The organism is Nocardia sp. NPDC056541 (assembly GCF_042794235.1).
GTDB lineage: Bacteria > Actinomycetota > Actinomycetes > Mycobacteriales > Mycobacteriaceae > Nocardia.
On record NZ_JBHTUD010000014.1, the window covers coordinates 94,557 to 110,860 of the forward strand.

14 protein-coding genes are annotated in these 16,304 nt (G+C 69.6%); 7 read left to right on the plus strand and 7 right to left on the minus strand.

What is annotated here, in order from left to right; translation table 11 throughout:
- Positions 1-5 precede the first annotated feature (5 nt).
- Complete coding sequence (locus ACFQ9R_RS24125) at positions 6-863, minus strand: carbon-nitrogen hydrolase family protein (RefSeq protein ID WP_378993448.1); 858 nt, start codon at positions 861-863, stop codon at positions 6-8.
- A gap of 62 nt (positions 864-925) precedes the next feature.
- Between ACFQ9R_RS24125 and ACFQ9R_RS24130 the strand changes: the two genes are divergently transcribed.
- Complete coding sequence (locus ACFQ9R_RS24130) at positions 926-2,728, plus strand: DEAD/DEAH box helicase (RefSeq protein ID WP_378993449.1); 1,803 nt, start codon at positions 926-928, stop codon at positions 2,726-2,728.
- Positions 2,729-3,342: 614 nt separating this feature from the next.
- The gene (locus ACFQ9R_RS24135; RefSeq protein ID WP_378993450.1) at positions 3,343-6,654 is read left to right on the plus strand and encodes an AAA domain-containing protein; all 3,312 of its coding nucleotides are present in this window, start codon (positions 3,343-3,345) and stop codon (positions 6,652-6,654) included.
- 1 nt (position 6,655) lies between these two features.
- Here the strand turns inward: ACFQ9R_RS24135 and ACFQ9R_RS24140 are convergent, their stop codons facing one another.
- The 4 genes from ACFQ9R_RS24140 to ACFQ9R_RS24155 are packed head-to-tail and all read right to left on the minus strand — an operon-like array spanning position 6,656 to position 9,727.
- Positions 6,656-7,375: an ESX secretion-associated protein EspG gene (locus tag ACFQ9R_RS24140; protein ID WP_378993451.1), complete on the minus strand. Its 720-nt coding sequence runs from the start codon at positions 7,373-7,375 to the stop codon at positions 6,656-6,658.
- On the minus strand, positions 7,357-8,718 hold the full coding sequence (locus ACFQ9R_RS24145; protein ID WP_378993452.1) for a hypothetical protein: 1,362 nt from the start codon (positions 8,716-8,718) through the stop codon (positions 7,357-7,359). The genes ACFQ9R_RS24140 and ACFQ9R_RS24145 overlap by 19 nt, the downstream gene beginning before the upstream one ends.
- Entirely contained in the window at positions 8,705-9,103 is a 399-nt protein-coding gene (locus ACFQ9R_RS24150; protein ID WP_378993453.1) for a hypothetical protein, read from the minus strand. The genes ACFQ9R_RS24145 and ACFQ9R_RS24150 overlap by 14 nt, the downstream gene beginning before the upstream one ends.
- Positions 9,104-9,121: 18 nt before the next feature.
- A complete protein-coding gene (locus ACFQ9R_RS24155; protein WP_378993454.1) occupies positions 9,122-9,727 on the minus strand; it encodes an alpha/beta hydrolase in 606 nt (201 codons plus the stop codon).
- A gap of 212 nt (positions 9,728-9,939) precedes the next feature.
- Here ACFQ9R_RS24155 and ACFQ9R_RS24160 point away from each other — a divergent pair, with 212 nt between their 5' ends.
- Entirely contained in the window at positions 9,940-10,803 is an 864-nt protein-coding gene (locus tag ACFQ9R_RS24160) for an SMP-30/gluconolactonase/LRE family protein (protein ID WP_378993455.1), read from the plus strand.
- 92 nt (positions 10,804-10,895) lie between these two features.
- Here ACFQ9R_RS24160 and ACFQ9R_RS24165 read toward each other — a convergent pair whose 3' ends face one another.
- Positions 10,896-11,699 (minus strand): hypothetical protein, encoded by an 804-nt coding sequence (locus ACFQ9R_RS24165; protein WP_378993456.1) that lies wholly within the window; start codon positions 11,697-11,699, stop codon positions 10,896-10,898.
- A 197-nt stretch (positions 11,700-11,896) separates the two neighbouring features.
- Between ACFQ9R_RS24165 and ACFQ9R_RS24170 the strand changes: the two genes are divergently transcribed.
- Complete coding sequence (locus ACFQ9R_RS24170; protein WP_378993458.1) at positions 11,897-13,069, plus strand: acyl-CoA dehydrogenase family protein; 1,173 nt, start codon at positions 11,897-11,899, stop codon at positions 13,067-13,069.
- A gap of 9 nt (positions 13,070-13,078) precedes the next feature.
- Positions 13,079-14,206, plus strand: coding sequence for an acyl-CoA dehydrogenase family protein (locus tag ACFQ9R_RS24175; RefSeq protein ID WP_378993460.1), 1,128 nt, complete (start codon positions 13,079-13,081; stop codon positions 14,204-14,206).
- Between the two features lie 51 nt (positions 14,207-14,257).
- Here the strand turns inward: ACFQ9R_RS24175 and ACFQ9R_RS24180 are convergent, their stop codons facing one another.
- Positions 14,258-14,887, minus strand: coding sequence for a hypothetical protein (locus ACFQ9R_RS24180; RefSeq protein WP_378993462.1), 630 nt, complete (start codon positions 14,885-14,887; stop codon positions 14,258-14,260).
- 175 nt (positions 14,888-15,062) lie between these two features.
- Between ACFQ9R_RS24180 and ACFQ9R_RS24185 the strand changes: the two genes are divergently transcribed.
- Positions 15,063-15,422 carry a hypothetical protein gene (locus ACFQ9R_RS24185; RefSeq protein WP_378993464.1) on the plus strand — a complete coding sequence of 120 codons (360 nt, stop codon included), beginning with the start codon at positions 15,063-15,065 and terminating at the stop codon, positions 15,420-15,422.
- A gap of 53 nt (positions 15,423-15,475) precedes the next feature.
- Positions 15,476-16,303 carry a GNAT family N-acetyltransferase gene (locus ACFQ9R_RS24190; protein ID WP_378993466.1) on the plus strand — a complete coding sequence of 276 codons (828 nt, stop codon included), beginning with the start codon at positions 15,476-15,478 and terminating at the stop codon, positions 16,301-16,303.
- Position 16,304 lies beyond the last annotated feature (1 nt).

The window sequence follows — 16,304 nt, forward strand, 5'->3', positions numbered from 1 at the left end:
GAACGCTACTCCGCTCCGGACGCCTCGGAAATGGTGAACCGTCGCAGCGACAGGCTGGGATTGGCGGTGCGCACCCTGGCCAGATGCGCCGTGTCGACCGTTGCCGAGGCCACGCCCGGTTCATCGCCCAGTTCGGCCAGCACCGTGCCCGCCGGGTCGATGATCATCGACGAACCCGCGCCGCGTGGCGCGCACTGATCGGCCGCGGCCACGTACACCGTGTTCTCGATGGCGCGTGCCCGCAGCAGCGTCGTCCACTGGTCGACCTTGGCCGGTCCCGGAATCCACTGCGCGGGCAGCAGCAACACGTGTGCGCCCGCCGCCGCGACACGCCGACACCCTTCCGGAAATCGCAGATCGAAACAGGTCTGCATGCCGAATACCACACCGTCGACCGCGAAAGTCGCAGGCGCGACGAGCGGCCCCGCTGCCACCACATCCGATTCCAGATGACCGAACGCGTCGTAGAGATGCACCTTGCGATACACCGCGACGCGCGCGCCGTCGGGCCCGTGCGCGACGAGGGTATTACTGATCCGGGTCGCCCCCGGTGACGGCAACTCCACCACACCGGCAACCAGGAATACGCCGAATTCGGCGGCGAGCGCCGCGAGTCCACTGGTGAACGGACCGTCGAGCGGTTGCGCGATCGCCACCACCCGCTCATCGAGCCGAGTCACAGCGAACATCGAGTATTCGGGCGCGAGCACCACGCGCGCACCCGCTGCGGCCGCCGTCCGCACGTGTTCTCGCAGGGTCGACAGATTGGTTTCGGGATCGGTTCCGGGGGCGAATTGGACCACCGCGATCCCTACTGTCACCGGCTGAAGTTCCTGATGTGCTGACCCGTCGCGCAGTTGCATAGGTCTCACCGTATTCACCTGGTGGTTGGGGCAGCTACCGCCAGGCAGTAAACTCGTGGTCAATGAGTACAAATGAGGTCGACAGCGTTCCTGCCGACAACGACAGGAACGACACCGGCCCGACTTTCGCCGATCTCGGGATCGATGACCGCGTGCTGCGGGCCATCGCCGATGTGGGCTACGAGTCGCCGTCCCCGATTCAGGCGGCGACGATTCCCCCGCTGCTCTCCGGCGCCGACGTGGTGGGCCTCGCGCAGACGGGCACCGGCAAAACCGCGGCATTCGCGATCCCGATCCTGATGAACCTGGACACCGCGCAGCGCAAGCCGAGCGCCCTGGTGCTCGCGCCGACTCGTGAGCTCGCGATCCAGGTCGCCGAGGCGTTCGGCAAATACTCCTCGCACATCCCGGGTCTGCACGTGCTGCCGATCTACGGCGGGCAGAGCTACGGCGTGCAGCTGTCGGGTCTGCGCCGTGGCGCGCACGTCGTGGTCGGTACGCCCGGCCGCGTGATCGATCACCTGGAGAAGGGCACGCTGGACCTTTCGCAGCTGCGCTACCTGGTGCTCGACGAGGCCGACGAGATGCTCAAGATGGGCTTCCAGGAAGACGTCGAGCGCATCCTGCGTGACACCCCCAAGGACAAGCAGGTCGCGCTGTTCTCGGCCACCATGCCGGGTGTGATCCGCAAGATCTCCAAGCAGTACCTCAACGATCCGGTCGAGATCACGGTCAAGTCCACGACGCAGACCAGCTCCAACATCACCCAGCGTTATGTGCAGGTGTCGCATCAGCGCAAGCTCGATGCCCTCACTCGCGTGCTCGAGGTCGAAACCTTCGAGGCGATGATCATCTTCGTGCGCACCAAGCAGGCCACCGAAGAGCTGGCCGAGAAGCTACGCTCGCGTGGTTTCTCCGCCGCCGCGATCAACGGTGACATCGCGCAGAACCAGCGCGAACGCACCATCGGCCAGCTGAAGGCGGGTGGCATCGATATCCTGGTCGCCACCGATGTCGCCGCGCGTGGTCTCGACGTGGACCGCATCTCCCATGTCGTCAACTACGACATCCCGCACGACACCGAGTCCTACGTGCACCGCATCGGCCGCACCGGCCGGGCCGGCCGTTCGGGCGAGGCGCTGCTGTTCGTGGCCCCGCGCGAGCGTCACCTGCTCAAGTCGATCGAGCGGGCCACCAAGAGCGCGCTCACCGAGATGCAGTTGCCGAGCGTCGACGACGTGAACGCCACGCGTGCCTCCAAGTTCGGTGACTCGATCACCGAGAACCTGGCCTCGGACAACATCGCGCTGTTCCGCAAGCTGATCGAGGACTACGAGGCCGAGCACAACACCCCGCTCGCCGACATCGCCGCGGCACTGGCCGTGGGCGGCTACGACGGCGACAACTTCTTCATGTCGCCCGAGCCGGAGCCCGCCCCGCGCCGCGAGCGTGACTACGACCGCGACCGTGAGCGCGCACCGCGCCGCTACGACGACGAGGACCGCGCCCCGCGTCCGCCGTCGTTCAACCGGGAGAACGGCGAAGAACTCGCCACCTACCGGATCAGTGTCGGCAAGCGGCACCGCGTGGTGCCCGGCGCGATCGTCGGCGCCATCGCCAACGAGGGCGGCCTGCGTCGCAGCGACTTCGGTCACATCAGCATCCGGCCCGACTACAGCCTCGTCGAGCTGCCTGCCAACCTGCCCAACGAAACGCTGGAAGCCTTGCGGCGCACCAGGATCAGCGGTGTGCTGATCCAGCTGACGCCCGACCAGGGCGCACCGGCGCAGCGTTTGAACGCTCGCGGCCCGCGCCGCGACCGCGAGGCACGTCCGCGCACCGAACGGCGTAAGCCGCGCACCTAGTCCGCTCGTGCGCACCAGGGCCGAGGTCAGGCGCGTTCGTCCTGTCCGTGGGTAGTGCCCTGGTCGCTCGCAGCGCTGGTTAAGGTGATGGGCGTCGGGTGTGCGTGAACACAGGAGGGCCGCGCTTGTTCGTGTCCGGTGATCGGGTGGTCGGTGCCGTCGGCGATCTCGCGCGCGCGGCGAACTGTGAGTTCGCGGTGTTGCGCGGAATCGACGCCGCTCTCGGCAATCTGCCCGGGGTTCCCGACACGACAGCCCCGCTGGTGCGCACGGCCGAACCGTCCGCCGAACTGGTCGCCCACTTCGGTGACAGGCTGGTCCGGATCCCGTCGCCCGAGGTGCTCGGTGGCGACGCGACGGCCCGGATCGCGGCGCTGACCGCCGCCGCGGAGCACACCGCGCGAGCGCTGAGTTCCGGCGCCGAGGCGATCTACGGCGCGGTGTTCTTCGACGGTCGATTCGCCTGTGGTGCCGACCTTCTGGTCCGTGGTCGCGCTGGTTACACCGTGCACAGCGGGCTCGGTGAGTATTCGGTGGGCGTTCCCGGTGCGCCGCATCATGGCGACGGTCGCGGGAACGCGCCGTCGGCGTGGTCGCACGTCGAGGACGCTGCGGTGTCGCCAGGTCCGGCGGGAACGCCTCTGCCGGCACGCGATTCGGCATCGGCGGACGAGGAATTCAGTAGTTTCGCCGGCGCGGTATCTCCTGCCGACAGCCGGGTGCTGCGACGCGAATTGGCCGCGGGCCGGACGCCTTTCGAGCGCGTCGCGGCGTCGGTGCAGGCGATCAAGGTCGATCCGGCTCGTGAATTGCTGAGTGCGCGCCTGGAATTCGCGGCGTGCGCGCAGGCACTCGCCGACGCGGGGATCGGAGTCGATCCCCGCGCGTATCTGTGGACCGCCGAGGGTGTGCGGCGCGAAGTGAGCGCGGAACTGGCTCCGGTGTATTCGGCGCGGCGAGCTCGCGTGGAGCACATCATCGAGGACAAGCTGGCGGAATTGCTGCCGGTCCAGTGGGGTGACCCGCGCTATCTGGCCTGCGGGCGGTGCCCGAGCTGCCGTGCCGCGGCGGCGAATGCGCGAGACCTGCTGCTGGTCGCGGGGATCCGACCCACCCAGCGGGCCAGGCTGCGTGAGGCCGGCGTGCTCACGATCGATCGTCTCGCCACCACCGCCACTCCTGTCCCAGGACTGGCTCCGCGCACGCTGGCGGCCCTGCGTAAACAAGCCGATATCCAGCTCGTCCGCGAACGCACCGGCCGCCCGGCCTTCACCCTGCGCGACGCCACCGCGCTCGGGGCCCTGCCCGCACCGCGCCCCGGCGACCTCGCCCTGGTCATCGACCTGGACCGGCACGGCGCCATGACCGGCCTCGAACTCGCCGACGCCACCACCATCGTCTTCCGGCCGGTCGTTGCCGGTGTGGAGCAGCCGAACAGCGTCGGTTACCGGCCGCGTATGCCCGTCGGTCCGATGGACACCAACGCCGTGGTCTTCGGGCCCGGCGGCGTCGAACCCGCGAACGCGGCGGGCTACCCCAGCGCCGATCCGGCCGAAGCGGACACCATCTCGTTCGGGCGCATAGTCATCGGTGACGACGCGGCCATCGGCGACGACCCGGCGGATCCGCTTGCCGCCGATCCGCGCCAGACCGGTGTCGACGCGGTGCCGCGCAGCTCTCTCGGCCTCGAACACGCGGGCCCGTCGACGCAGGACGGGGGAGTGCTCGAGGAGTTGCTGGAGATCATCGCCGAGCATCGGGCGGCGGATCCGGATGTGCGCGTGTACCACTACGGTTCGGATATTCGCACGGCACTGCTCGATGGGGCGGGCAGGCTCGGCACCGGTGCCGATCTGCTGGACGAGCTGTTGGCCGAGGGCGCGCTGGTCGACCTGGCGCCGATCGTGCGCACGGCGCTGCTGATCGGCGAACAGTCCTATGACGCAACGGGACTCGCCGCGCTGCTGCCGGATACGCCGGGTCGGGCGGCGACGGTTCTCGGCATCCGCGACTGGCTGCTCGACCGCGCGGCCGACGCGGGAATCGCGGTGCCGGGCACCCGGTTCGCCGTGGCGGAATCCGACGTGCCGCCCTCGCTGCACCCCGGCTCGCTGGAAGCGGCGCTGAGCGAGTTCGCCGCGGACGCGCAGGGGGATTCGGCGCGCGCCGCCGCCCTGACGGCCGCGGTCCTGGGCTATCACCGGCGTGAACGGCAGCCGCGCTGGTGGGCCCACATCGATCGGCTCGGCCATCCGGTCGGCGACTGGGCCGACGCACCGGGTGTGCTCGTCGTCGAATGGGGCACCGTCGACACCAAATGGCATCGCACGCCGCAACTTCCGACGATGCGCCGCTACCTGACGCTCACCGGCAGGTTGGGCACGGGCGCGACGCTCACCCCGGGCACCCAGATGGTCACCATCTACGACGGTGCCGCCGCGGCGGGCATGACCCAGACGCTCGGCCGCCGCGCCACCGCCACCGCCACCGTGCTCGGGTGCGCCGTCGACCCTAATTTCGACGACACCGTCCGGCTGGAAGAACTGCTCCCGGCAGGCTGCCCGCCCTACGACGACCTGCCCGCCGCCATCGCTCCCGGCCCGCCCGACGGGGAGGCCGAGATCGAGGCCGCACTGGAGCACACCGCTCAGGATCTGCTGATGAGCCTGCCGTGGGTGCCGGAGAACGCGGTCTACGATGTGCTGCTGCGTCGCGCGCCCCGGCTGCGCGACGGGATGGCGCTGCCGCAGCCCCACGACGATCTGGGCGCCGTCCTCGCCCACGCGGTCGGCGCACTGGACGCCTCGTACCTGGCCGTGCACGGGCCGCCCGGTACCGGCAAAACCGGCATCACCGGGCGTGCGCTCGAGCGGCTCGTCACCCGCCACAAATGGCGGATCGGGGTGGTGGCGCAGTCGCACGCGGTGATCGAGCGGATCTTCGATGCGGTCGTGGAAGCGGGCCTGCTGCCCGAACTCGTGGCGAAGAAGGACGTCGCCTCGGTCGGTCCGGATTGGTCGGCGATCGATGCCGCCCGGTACCCGCGCTTTCTGGACAATGCTGTCAACGGGTGCGTGATCGGTGGTACCACGGCGGATTTCGTCGACGAACGACTGATCGCGCCCGGCGCGCTCGACCTGCTGGTGATCGCCGACGCGGGCGAATGCTCACTGGCCGACACCGTCGCGGTCGCGGTGAGCGCGCGCAACCTGCTGCTGATCGGCGATCCGGTCCCGGCCAGGGCGCAGGCGAAACATCCGGAGCCCGTGCAGGTCTCGGCCCTGGAATGGCTGTGTGCAGGCGCGGGGACCCTGCCCGTCGAACGCGGCTACTTCCTCGACCGGACCTGGCGCATGCACCCCGCGATCTGCGAGCCCGTGTCGGCCTGCTGCTACGACGGCCGGCTGCGCGCGGACGAGGCCATCACGCTGACCAGGGATCTGGCAGGGATCGCGCCCGGGGTGAGCACGGTGCTCGTCGAGCACCGCGGCAGTGCCACCGAATCCGATGCCGAGGCACGCGAAGTGGTGCGCCAGGTCCGGATCCTGCTCGGCGAGACCTGGACCTCCGACGGCGGAACCCGCAAACTCCACCCACACGACATCTTCGTGGTCGCGCCGTACGCCGCCCAGGTGGCGCGGATCCGGACGCTGCTGGCCCGCGCCAAGATCGAAGACGTGCTGGTGGGTACTCCGGATCGCTTCCGTGGCCGGGAAGCCGCGGTGGTCCTGTTGTCGATGACCACCTCGACCCCCGCCGACGCGCCCTTCGGGATGCGGCCGCTGTTGTCGCGCACCGTCATCCATGCCACGCTGTGCCGGGCTATGTGGAAGGCGATCGTCATCCGCTCACCCCTGCTCACCGAGTACCTCCCGGATACCGCCGAAGAACTCGCGGACCTCGCCGGTTTTCTCCAGCTCGGCTGATTCAGACGTTGCGGAGAAGGCGGCGTAGCCATTCGACGGCGGTGTCGGGGGTGGCGGGGGTGATGTCGATGTGGCGGCTGGCGTGGACCAGGTAGCGGCCGTCGCCGGTGAGGTCGATCCACGACAGCACGCCCGAGGGCTTGGGGTCGGTGCCTGCCGCGACGAGGATCTGGCCGATGCCAGTGCGGGGGCGCTGGAGGAGTCGGCGTATGCGCGCCGCGTCGGACGGGCCGGCGACGGGGGCGGTCACCAGGTCGCGGCTGTCCTCCTCGACCCGGGTCGCCGGTGCCGTGATGCGCGGGGTGAGTCCGGGGCGTTGGGCGGGGAGCCGGGAGAACACCTGGGCGGCAAGACGTTTCGTACTACCGACCTGCACGTGCACCGAACCGCCACGGTCGGCAGCGCTACCGGGATCCTGCACCGCGAGAACCGCGACATCCGCGGTGACCGCGCCGAGCATCCGCACCGGCGCGGGCGCGTGACCACAGACCTCGACCCGGATCTCCGGTTTCGCCAGCACCCGCAGGGCGGCCGCGAGGTCGGCGTCGAGGGTGCGAGCACACCAGGCGTCGAGCGCGGGTTGCTGGGCTGCCCGCTCGACGGTGTCGCGTGCGGACGCACGGACGGCGAGCGGATAGGGGATCCGGTCGCCGTCGGTGCGCGCCCAGCCCAGCGCGAACTGGTCCGGGGTGAAGTGCCAGTTCACTCCCGTTCGGTCCACTCACCGAGCACCGCGGGACTGGTCGGCTCCATCTTCCCGATCAGCGCGTTCACTTCGTCGGCGGGCTCGAGGTAGGTCGGCTCCTCCTCGAGGAACCGCAGGAACTCGTCTTCCTCGTCCTCGAGCTCCTCGGCCACCTGGGCGGGACGCGGACCACCGGAGGGCCGCGTCTGATCCGCGGCGGCGATCGCCCCACCCATCATTCCGCCGATCGCGCCCGCGCCCATCCCGGTGGCGGCTTCGCCACCGGACACCGAGGGATCGCGCTCCTGCCTGCCCTCGCTCGCTGCCTCCGTGGCCGTATCGCTTCCCGTCGCGTTGCCGGCGGCCGCGGTGTTCGCCGAGTGGGTCTCGTCGTTCGATTCGCCGGGGGGCGGTGTCGCGCCGGCGGGTACGGACGTAGTCGAGGTTCCCGCGCGACGGGTTCGGGCACTGACGGACATCGTGCCGGGGAAGGCCGTGGTCGAGGCCGGGGTGGTGGTGCTCACCCTGCTGGCGTTGGCAGGCGGCTGGTTCGGGGCTGTTGTCGCGGCAGGGGCGGTAGTCGCCGGAGTCGTCCCGTTCGCGACCACGCCCGGGGTCGCGGCGGTCCCGTTGGTCGGGAGCGCGCCGTTGCCGGTGGAGAGGGTGCCCGCAGTTCCGGCGACCGGCGCGGATGCGGCGGGCATCGTGGCGGCGGTGACGGTGGCCGGTGTCGTCGCCGACGAGACGACGGCGCTCGCCTGCGGAATTCCGGCCGGGAGAGCGGCACCCGACGCCGTCGCAGCGGCGGTGACAGTTCCTGTCTCCGTGGCGATTCCGGTGAAGGCGGGTACCCCGGACCCGGTCGGCAGGAAGGCTCCGGCGTAGATCGTCTCCATCGCCTGCACCGCGTCGAGGCGGGCGTTCTCGGCCTCGCGGGTGATGGTGGCGTTGTTCGCGGCCTGCTCGGAGTCCAGGAGCGCGGCCGCCGGATCGGGCTGTGCCCCCTCGGGTTCCGCGACCGCGGAGCGCAGGGACTCGGCGGCGTCACCGGCCTGGCTGAGCCGGACGCCGACCGCGGTCAAGACATCGGCGATGCGCCGACCGGCCTGCTCGAAGTCGCGTACCGCGTCGGCGGCCTGCTGGGCCGCCGCGCCGCGCCAGCCGTCGGCGATGGCGGCACGGATCTCACCGTGTGCGATCTCGACGCCGTCGCCGAGGCCCGAGGCGGTGGTGAGGAACGTCTCGCCCGCGCCTGCCAGTGCGGCTGGATCGAGTTGCCTTACCGCACTGTGAATGTCGGCATGGGACAGGTTGTCGAAGACTTCGACGACGGAAACGTAGTCCACATCGGTACGGCCGGAAATGCTACGCATCGCCATCACCGGGAACCTCGATCGCGGCGACCGCGCCCGCCAGTGCCTGATCGGCCTCGCGGAAGTTCGCCCCGGCGGCGCGGAACACGGCGGCCAGGTCACGCGCGGTGCTCGCGTAGGCGCGCAGTTCGTCGAGTGCCTCGGTGGCCTTGGACTCGAAACCGGTGCGCAGGGCGCCGCCCGAGGGGAGACCACCGAAACCGGGGATGACAGCGGTCGCGCTGAGCGCCCGCACCTGGGCCTCGACCTCATCGGCCAGCCGTTCGTAGCGCAGCGCGCAGCGCTCGGGCGCGCCGTCGGCGACGAGCACCCCGTCGATCCACAACCCGCCCTCGTCGACGGCTTGGCCGAGAGCCGCCGTATTCGGCAGCCCCGTTCGATTCGGTTGCACCGGTTCCCCCTTCGTCGTTCATCGCACCGCGGTGAGTACCCACTCCGCGATATCGGCCGCCACGCGGTGCTGCACCGGTTCGTGCAACAGGTCGTGTCCGGCGTCGGCGTACTCGCGCAAATCTACCGATCGGTGCCGTGCTGTCCATAGCCGGATTACATCGACGGGTGCGCGCCGGTCGTCCACGCCGTGCACCGCGAGCAGCGCGAGACCGGGCTCCGGCGCGATGTCGGCGACGCGGCGCGGAGTACCACACAGGATGAGTCCGGCCAGGTCAGCGGAGTTTTCGTGGGCGAGGTGCACGGCGGTCACGGCGCCGAGGGAGTGCCCCATCAACACCGGCGGGTCCGGGTGATCGGCGCGGACGAGTTCGAGAAATCCCCGCGCGTCGGCGGTCAGCTCGTCGATGGTGCCCGGCGCGTCGGGATCGCCCTCGCTCAGTCCCTGCCCCGAGGTGTCGAGGGCCCACAGCTCGATCCCGGCGGGACGCAACGCCGCGGCGAAGCGGTGATAGTGGCCGCTGTGCTGACCGGTACCCGGCAGCAGCGCCAGCCGCGCCGCCGGTCGGTCGACGGACCAGCACCGGCAGTGCAATCGTCCACGCTCGCTGTCGAAATAGGGCACCTGTCGATTATCGCTGTTCGGCCGATCGAATTGTTCTGGGAGACAGCACTAGTACGTGGTACCCCGTGATGGGAACCGCAGGTGACGTGGGCTGCACACGGTGGGCCCGCAGCCGTTAGACTTCGCGCGTCGAACCGGGTCAACAGAGTCGAGGGTTACAGATGTTGTCGTTCCGTCGTTGCGTCGTCCGTGTTGTGGTCGGTGCGGCTGTCGTGACCAGCGCCTCGCTCGGTTCCGGCGCCGTCGCGGGCGCCGCCCCGCTGTCCCTGTGCGGACAGGCGCGCCAGGACGTCGCGATCAGGTCGAGTGTGCCGCTGCTGGACTGGTCGGAGAACTTCGGCATCGACGCCCAGGGTGACCTGTGGGTTTCGCGGGTCATGCGCGGCGAGGTCCAGCGCTACGACCGCGACGGGCGCCTGACCGCCACGGTGGCCGTGCCCTCGCCCGGTGCCGTCCGGCTCGGTCCCGACGGACTGCTGTACGTGGTCACCGGTAACTCGCCGCTGGCCGGCTCGGGCGGCATCGTCCGCTTCGACCCGGCGGCCGCGCGCCCGAACCCCGTCGCCTTCGCCACCGGCTTCCCGCAGCCCAACGGTGCCGCCTTCGACGCCGACGGCAATCTGTACGTGACCACCGGCAACGGACTCCACCGCCTGCGCCGCGACGGCAGCGAGGACATGGACTGGTGGTCGGCCGTCAGCATCGAGGGACCCAACGGTGTTGTGGTGTCGGGTGACTCGGTCTACGTCACCGCGAACTTCGTCGGTGCGGGTGGACCCGTCGGTCGCGTACTGCGACTGTCCCGTACCCACCCGGGCGCGGCGACCACTGTCGCCGACCTGACCTCGTTCGGCACACTGCCCGATTTCGTCGATGACCTGGTTGTGCGCGACGGTGCCCTGTACGTCACGACGCTGGCCGGGCACCTGGTCCGCGTCAACCCGAACACCGGCACCGCGTGCACCGTCGTCGCCACTCAGCCGCTCACGGCCGTCGTCGCCGACCCGTCCGACCCGTCGGCGCTGCTCGCGGGCTCCGAGGAGGGCACGGTCCTGCGCATCCGCCCGATCGGCTGACGCGACCGTCGAGGTGACCGGCGCGCGGAACCGGGCCGCCGTTGTCCGGTCGGCGAATTCGTCCGCCGGCCAGGGGACCTACTGAACCCGGCTCAGCCGCCGACGTTGGTCGCCGCGGGCGGGGCCGGGGGAGCGGGCACCGGGGCGGGCTGGGGCGTTTCGACCGGAGCGGGCGCCGGGGCCTTCGATGTCGGTGCGCTCGAGGAGGATTCACCCGAACCCGGGCTCACGGCCTGCGGTTCGGGAGCTGGCGGTGCCGCGGGGGCTTCGGGGACCACCACCGGCAGATCGGGCACGACGAACGTGCCGACGGTCGGGGTCATCACGCAGCGGGCGCCCGCGTAGTCGATGGTTCCCCACATGGAGGCGACCACGGTGCCCGCACCGCTGTGCACCGTCTTCGACAGTGACGGCAGATTGAACTCGGTCTGGTCGTCGAGGCCGACGATGCCGCTCTGACCGTTGTTGACGTTGACCCACGCGACGCTGAGGCCGGAGGCCAGCGGAACGCCGGAGTGGCGCGGGCTCGCGCTGAAACGGATATCGCCCGGCGTCAGGCTCGTCGCGGTGCGCGGGCCCGGCCCTTCGAACGACGCCGCGGCGATGATCGTGGTGATCGGGCCGTTGCTGCCGCAGCCGAAGGTGGGGGCCGCGTAGGTGAAGGGGGTGAACTGCGTCGAGATGTCACGCAGGGCGTCGACGCCGACGATGCCGGTGAAGCTCGCGATCGCGCCGACACCGGCCTTCGCCGTGGTGTCCTCGCCGGCGAGGTGGGTGAGGTGGCCGATCGCGTCGTCGGTGGGCGACGCGATCGCGCTCGGGGCCAGCAGGGCCAGCGCGCCGATGCTCGCGGCGGTGACGACCGCTGCTCTACCTGCGATGGATCTGCCGTTCACCCGTGACTCCTCGATGGATGCTCGTCGCCGGATAGTCCGGTTCGTCTGGCAACGTACCAGGTCGTCGCGCGGGTCGCCGAGCCGCCGACAGCGCGGCGGGGGCCGCTGGGACAGCCATCGTGTGTGATGTAGTCGACACCGAGGATTACCGAAGGGTAGGTTTCTCTTCGACGGCTACGAGTGACTGGGAGACCCGTATGAAGTTAGCCCTGTCCCCGGAAGAGGTCGCTTTCCGCGACGAGCTCCGGCATTTCTACGCGACCGAGATCCCCGCCGACATCCGCGATCGGGTGAAGCACGGCCAGGATCTGTCCCGCGAGGACATCGTCACCGCGAACAAGATCCTCAACGACAACGGCCTGTGCGTGCCGAACTGGCCGGTGGCCTGGGGCGGCAAGGACTGGACGCCGATGCAGCGCCACCTCTGGCTCGACGAGATGCAGCTGGCCTCGGTACCGGAGCCGCTCACGTTCAACGCCTCGATGGTCGGCCCGGTGATCGCCCAGTTCGGTTCCGAGGAACTCAAGCAGCGCTTCCTGCCGCCCACCGCCGCGCTCGACATCTGGTGGTGCCAGGGCTTTTCCGAACCCGACGCGGGCTCGGACCTCGCGTCGCTGCGCACCACGGCGGTGCGCGACGGCGACTCCTACATCGTGAACGGCCAGAAGATCTGGACCACGCTCGGCCAGTACGCCGACTGGATCTTCTGCCTCGTGCGCACCGACCCGAACGCGCCGAAGAAGCAGGCGGGCATCTCCTTCCTGCTCTTCGACGTGAAGTCGCCCGGTGTCACCATGCGCCCGATCAAGCTGATCGACGGCAGCTACGAAGTCAACGAGGTGTTCTTCGAGAACGTCCGGGTGCCCGCCGATCAGCTCGTCGGCGAGGAGAACCAGGGGTGGACCTACGCCAAGTATCTGCTCGGCAACGAACGCACCTCCATCACCGGCGTCGGCAAGACCAAGGTCAAGCTCGGCCTCGCGAAGGATTACGCCCGCGCGACCAGGACCGGGCGCGGCACGCTGCTCGACGACCCGGTGTTCGCGGCGCGGCTGGCCGAGCTGGAGAACGAACTGCTCGCCCTGGAACTGACCCAGTTGCGGGTGGTCTCCAATTCTGTTGAAGGCAAGCCGAATCCGGCGTCGTCGGTGCTGAAGCTCAAGGGCACCGATTTGCAGCAGGCCGCCACCGAACTGCTGCTCGACGTCGCGGGCGCCGACGCGCTGCCGGTCGACGCCGACAACATCGCCTCGCCCGCGTGGGCCCAGCACACCGGCCCCGGCTACCTGAACTACCGCAAGGTGACCATCTACGGAGGCTCGAGCGAGGTCCAGCGCTCGATCATTTCCTCCACGATCCTCGGATTGTGAGGCGCTGACATGGAACTCGCACTGACCGAAGAACAGACGATGCTGCGCGACACCGTGCGCGAACTGCTGCACCGGTTCTACGACGGCGAAGCCCTCACCAAGAGCGGCGACACCGACCCCGGCTGGAATCGCACGGTCTGGAAGCAACTCGCCGACCTCGGGGTGCTCGGGCTGACCATTCCCGAGGAGGACGGTGGCGTCGGGGCGGGCCCGGTCGAGGCGATGCTGGTGCAGGAGGAGCTCGGTCGCGCGCTGGCCCCGGAACCGGTGCTCGACTCGGTGGTGATCCCGGCCGAACTGCTGCGGCTGGCAGGCAGTGCCGAGCAGCGTCAACGGCTCTTGCCCGCGCTGGCGGAGGGAACCATCCTGCTCGCCTTCGCGCACGCCGAGCCCGGCCTGCGGTGGCCGTCCACGGAGCTCACCACCACCGCGGTGGCCCAGGGCGACAACTACGCGCTGACCGGTGTGAAGAATCCGGTGCTGCGCGGTGATGTGGCCGACGAGGTGATCGTCAGCGCACTGCTGCCCGGCGGCGGGACCGGGCTGTTCCTGGTCGACCCGAATCAGGATGGCGTGCAACGACGGTCGTACCGCACCTTCGACGGTCGTCGCGCCGCCCAGTTCGACTTCGACAACGCGGCGGGCCAACTGCTCGGTGACGCCGTCGACGCCGCCGAGCAGATCGCCCTGACCCAGGGCTACGCGCAGGCGGCACTGTGCGCGGAGTCGGTCGGGGCGATGGAGGTCGCGCTCACGCTCACCACCGAATACCTCAAGACCCGCAAGCAGTTCGGGGTCACGCTGTCGAAGTTCCAGGTGCTCACCCAGCGCGCGGCGGACTGCTACGTCTCGCTGGAACTGGCCCGCAGCATGAGCCTGTACGCGACGGCGGCGCTGGCCGACGGCGGCAACGATCCGGTCGTCGCGTCACGGGCGCGGTTGCAGGTGGGGAAGTCGGCCGAGCACATCGGCCAGGAGGCGATCCAGATGCACGGTGGCATCGGCGTCACCGCGGAGTACCCGGTGAGCCACTATGTCGCCCGGTTGACCGCGATCGGGCAGACACTCGGTGGGGCGCTGGAACATCGGCGGGAACTGGCCGACCGGATCGGCGAGTACGACCTGGTCGAGCTGTAGCTTCGTCGATGATGGTGCGTGCCCGGGGTTCGGGTGCGCACCATCGTTGTGTCAGCCCTCGGCGGTGGTGGGGGCCGGGGTTGCAATGGTCGTCGCCGCCTCGGTGGTTGTCACCGTGGTCGGGGTGGCGCCGGTGTCGGCCGGGACGACAGTGGTCGGGGTCGCGCGGTCGAAGGCGTGGGTCGGCGGATAGTCCTCGGACGCTTCGTCATCGCCCACGCGGGGCGGGGTGACGGTGCGGGTGGGGTTCTGCCGGGTGGGGATCTGCGGCCGGGTGGTTGTCGGCTCGTCTTCGGTGGTCTCCGGCGGGCGCGTCGTCGTCTCGGCGGGCCGGGATTCGGTCGTCGCCTCGGCCGGGCGGGATTCGGGCGCCGGTTCGCCCTCGGGCGGTGGCGTCTCCGACGGCGAGGTCTCGGTGGAACTGAGGCTGAACGGCTTCCGCGGCGACATGTACGGCGCGATCCGCCAGCTGGGCGACGGCGGGATCGGGATGTGCGCTGTCGTCGAGGTGGGCTCGTCCGCCGACCGCGCGGGGGCGGCGGCCAGATCCGCGCTCAACGGCGGCGCCGGCACGTAGACATCCTGCTGCCCGACACCGCACGCACCGATGATGATCAGTCCGAGCGACACCGCGCCAACAGCGACTGCCGGACCCACGAACTTGGCCCTGCTGTTATCCATCGCCTGTTACTCCTCGTCGGCTTCGAGATCGCCTCACAGTAGTGCAGGTCGGGCAAAAGAGCGCATTTTAAACGTTAGTGGTCCAGATATCGGATTGATCAATTCAGCGTGTCGTGGGGACGTGTCGCGCGCGTTCGACGTCGCCGAGTCGTAGCGTGTGTGAGCAAAGTTACGCATGAGACGTCCGGCAACGTTACCCCTGACGCGCGAGGTCGCGCGGCGCAAGTATCTGATCGGCGTCATCGAGGAGAATCTCATGGGAGCACTCTCGACACCCCGGCTGGAAACCGCGGCGGCGAACACCGATTCGGCCACCGTCGGGCATCTTTCGTCGACACCGCCCGGCAACCGCACCCTCGCGGTGGTCGCGCGGATCATGGGCTGGTTGTTCTTCGTCGGCGGACTCGTCGGCGCCGGCCTCGGGATCGCGGGCCTGCACGTGGAGATCACCGTCGCCGGGCTGATCCTGGCCTGTACGGCTGGACTCATCCTATTGAAGCTGCGCACCGATCGGGACATCCCCGAAACAACCTGAGACACCTCATAATTCGAATGCGTTCGCGGGTGTGACGGCTTACCGTCGGTGTGGTGCGCATCGACATCACCACTGACGCTGCCCGGTTCCTGGCCGACGTAGCGCCGTTCCTGCACGGCGATCCACTGCGCCACACGGTCATTGCGACTGCCCTGGTGAACCGGATCAACGGCAGGTCCGGCGGAATGGTCACGCAATTCGCGAGCGTCCGCGATGACGCGGATACGGTCGTCGGCCTCGCACAGTGCACGAACGGCGCCGCCTACCTCGGTGAGATGCCCGCACAGAGTATTTCGGCCGTCGCCGATGCCTTCCGGGCGCATGACATCGCACTGCGCAGCGTCGAGGGAGACGATGCCGACGCCGTCGCATTCGCGGCGCACTGGTCGAAGACCGTCGGCGGTACCTACCGCGAGAAGTTCTCGGTCCGCCTGTTCCGCCTCGGCACCCTCCAGATGCCGGATGCCCCTGGCACACCACGGCAGGCCGGCCTCGACGACGTGGCCGTCTGCATCGCGATGACCGAGGAATTCGGCGTGGAAGCCGATGTGCCACATCGACTCGACGAGACGGCGGTGCGCAGGCGCATCGAGGCCGGATCCTCGTGGTTGTGGGAGCACGACGGGCAGCCCGTCACCCTGGTCGCCCGGCACGAGGCAGTCCTCGGCTGGGCCAGGATCGGCCCGGTCTACACCCCACCGCGGTTCCGGGGCAACGGTTTCGCGAGCGCGCTGACCGCCACGGTCGCGGGCCGAATTCGCGCGGAAGGCGCCGATGCCTGCCTGTTCACCGACCTGGCCAATCCGACCTCGAACAAGATCTATCAGCGAATCGGCTTCGAGCCGGTGCGCGACTTCGTGCACTACACACTGACCGCCTGAT

Excerpts from the sequence above, each read along its gene's own strand:
- ACFQ9R_RS24170 (WP_378993458.1), top strand. The coding sequence starts at position 11,897 with ATGAAGTTAGCCCTGTCCCCGGAAGAGGTCGCTTTCCGCGACGAGCTC.
- ACFQ9R_RS24130 (WP_378993449.1), top strand. The coding sequence starts at position 926 with ATGAGTACAAATGAGGTCGACAGCGTTCCTGCCGACAACGACAGGAAC.
- ACFQ9R_RS24125 (WP_378993448.1), bottom strand. The coding sequence starts at position 863 with ATGCAACTGCGCGACGGGTCAGCACATCAGGAACTTCAGCCGGTGACA.
- ACFQ9R_RS24145 (WP_378993452.1), bottom strand. The coding sequence starts at position 8,718 with ATGGCGATGCGTAGCATTTCCGGCCGTACCGATGTGGACTACGTTTCC.
- ACFQ9R_RS24185 (WP_378993464.1), top strand. The coding sequence starts at position 15,063 with ATGAGACGTCCGGCAACGTTACCCCTGACGCGCGAGGTCGCGCGGCGC.
- ACFQ9R_RS24180 (WP_378993462.1), bottom strand. The coding sequence starts at position 14,887 with ATGGATAACAGCAGGGCCAAGTTCGTGGGTCCGGCAGTCGCTGTTGGC.
- ACFQ9R_RS24175 (WP_378993460.1), top strand. The coding sequence starts at position 13,079 with ATGGAACTCGCACTGACCGAAGAACAGACGATGCTGCGCGACACCGTG.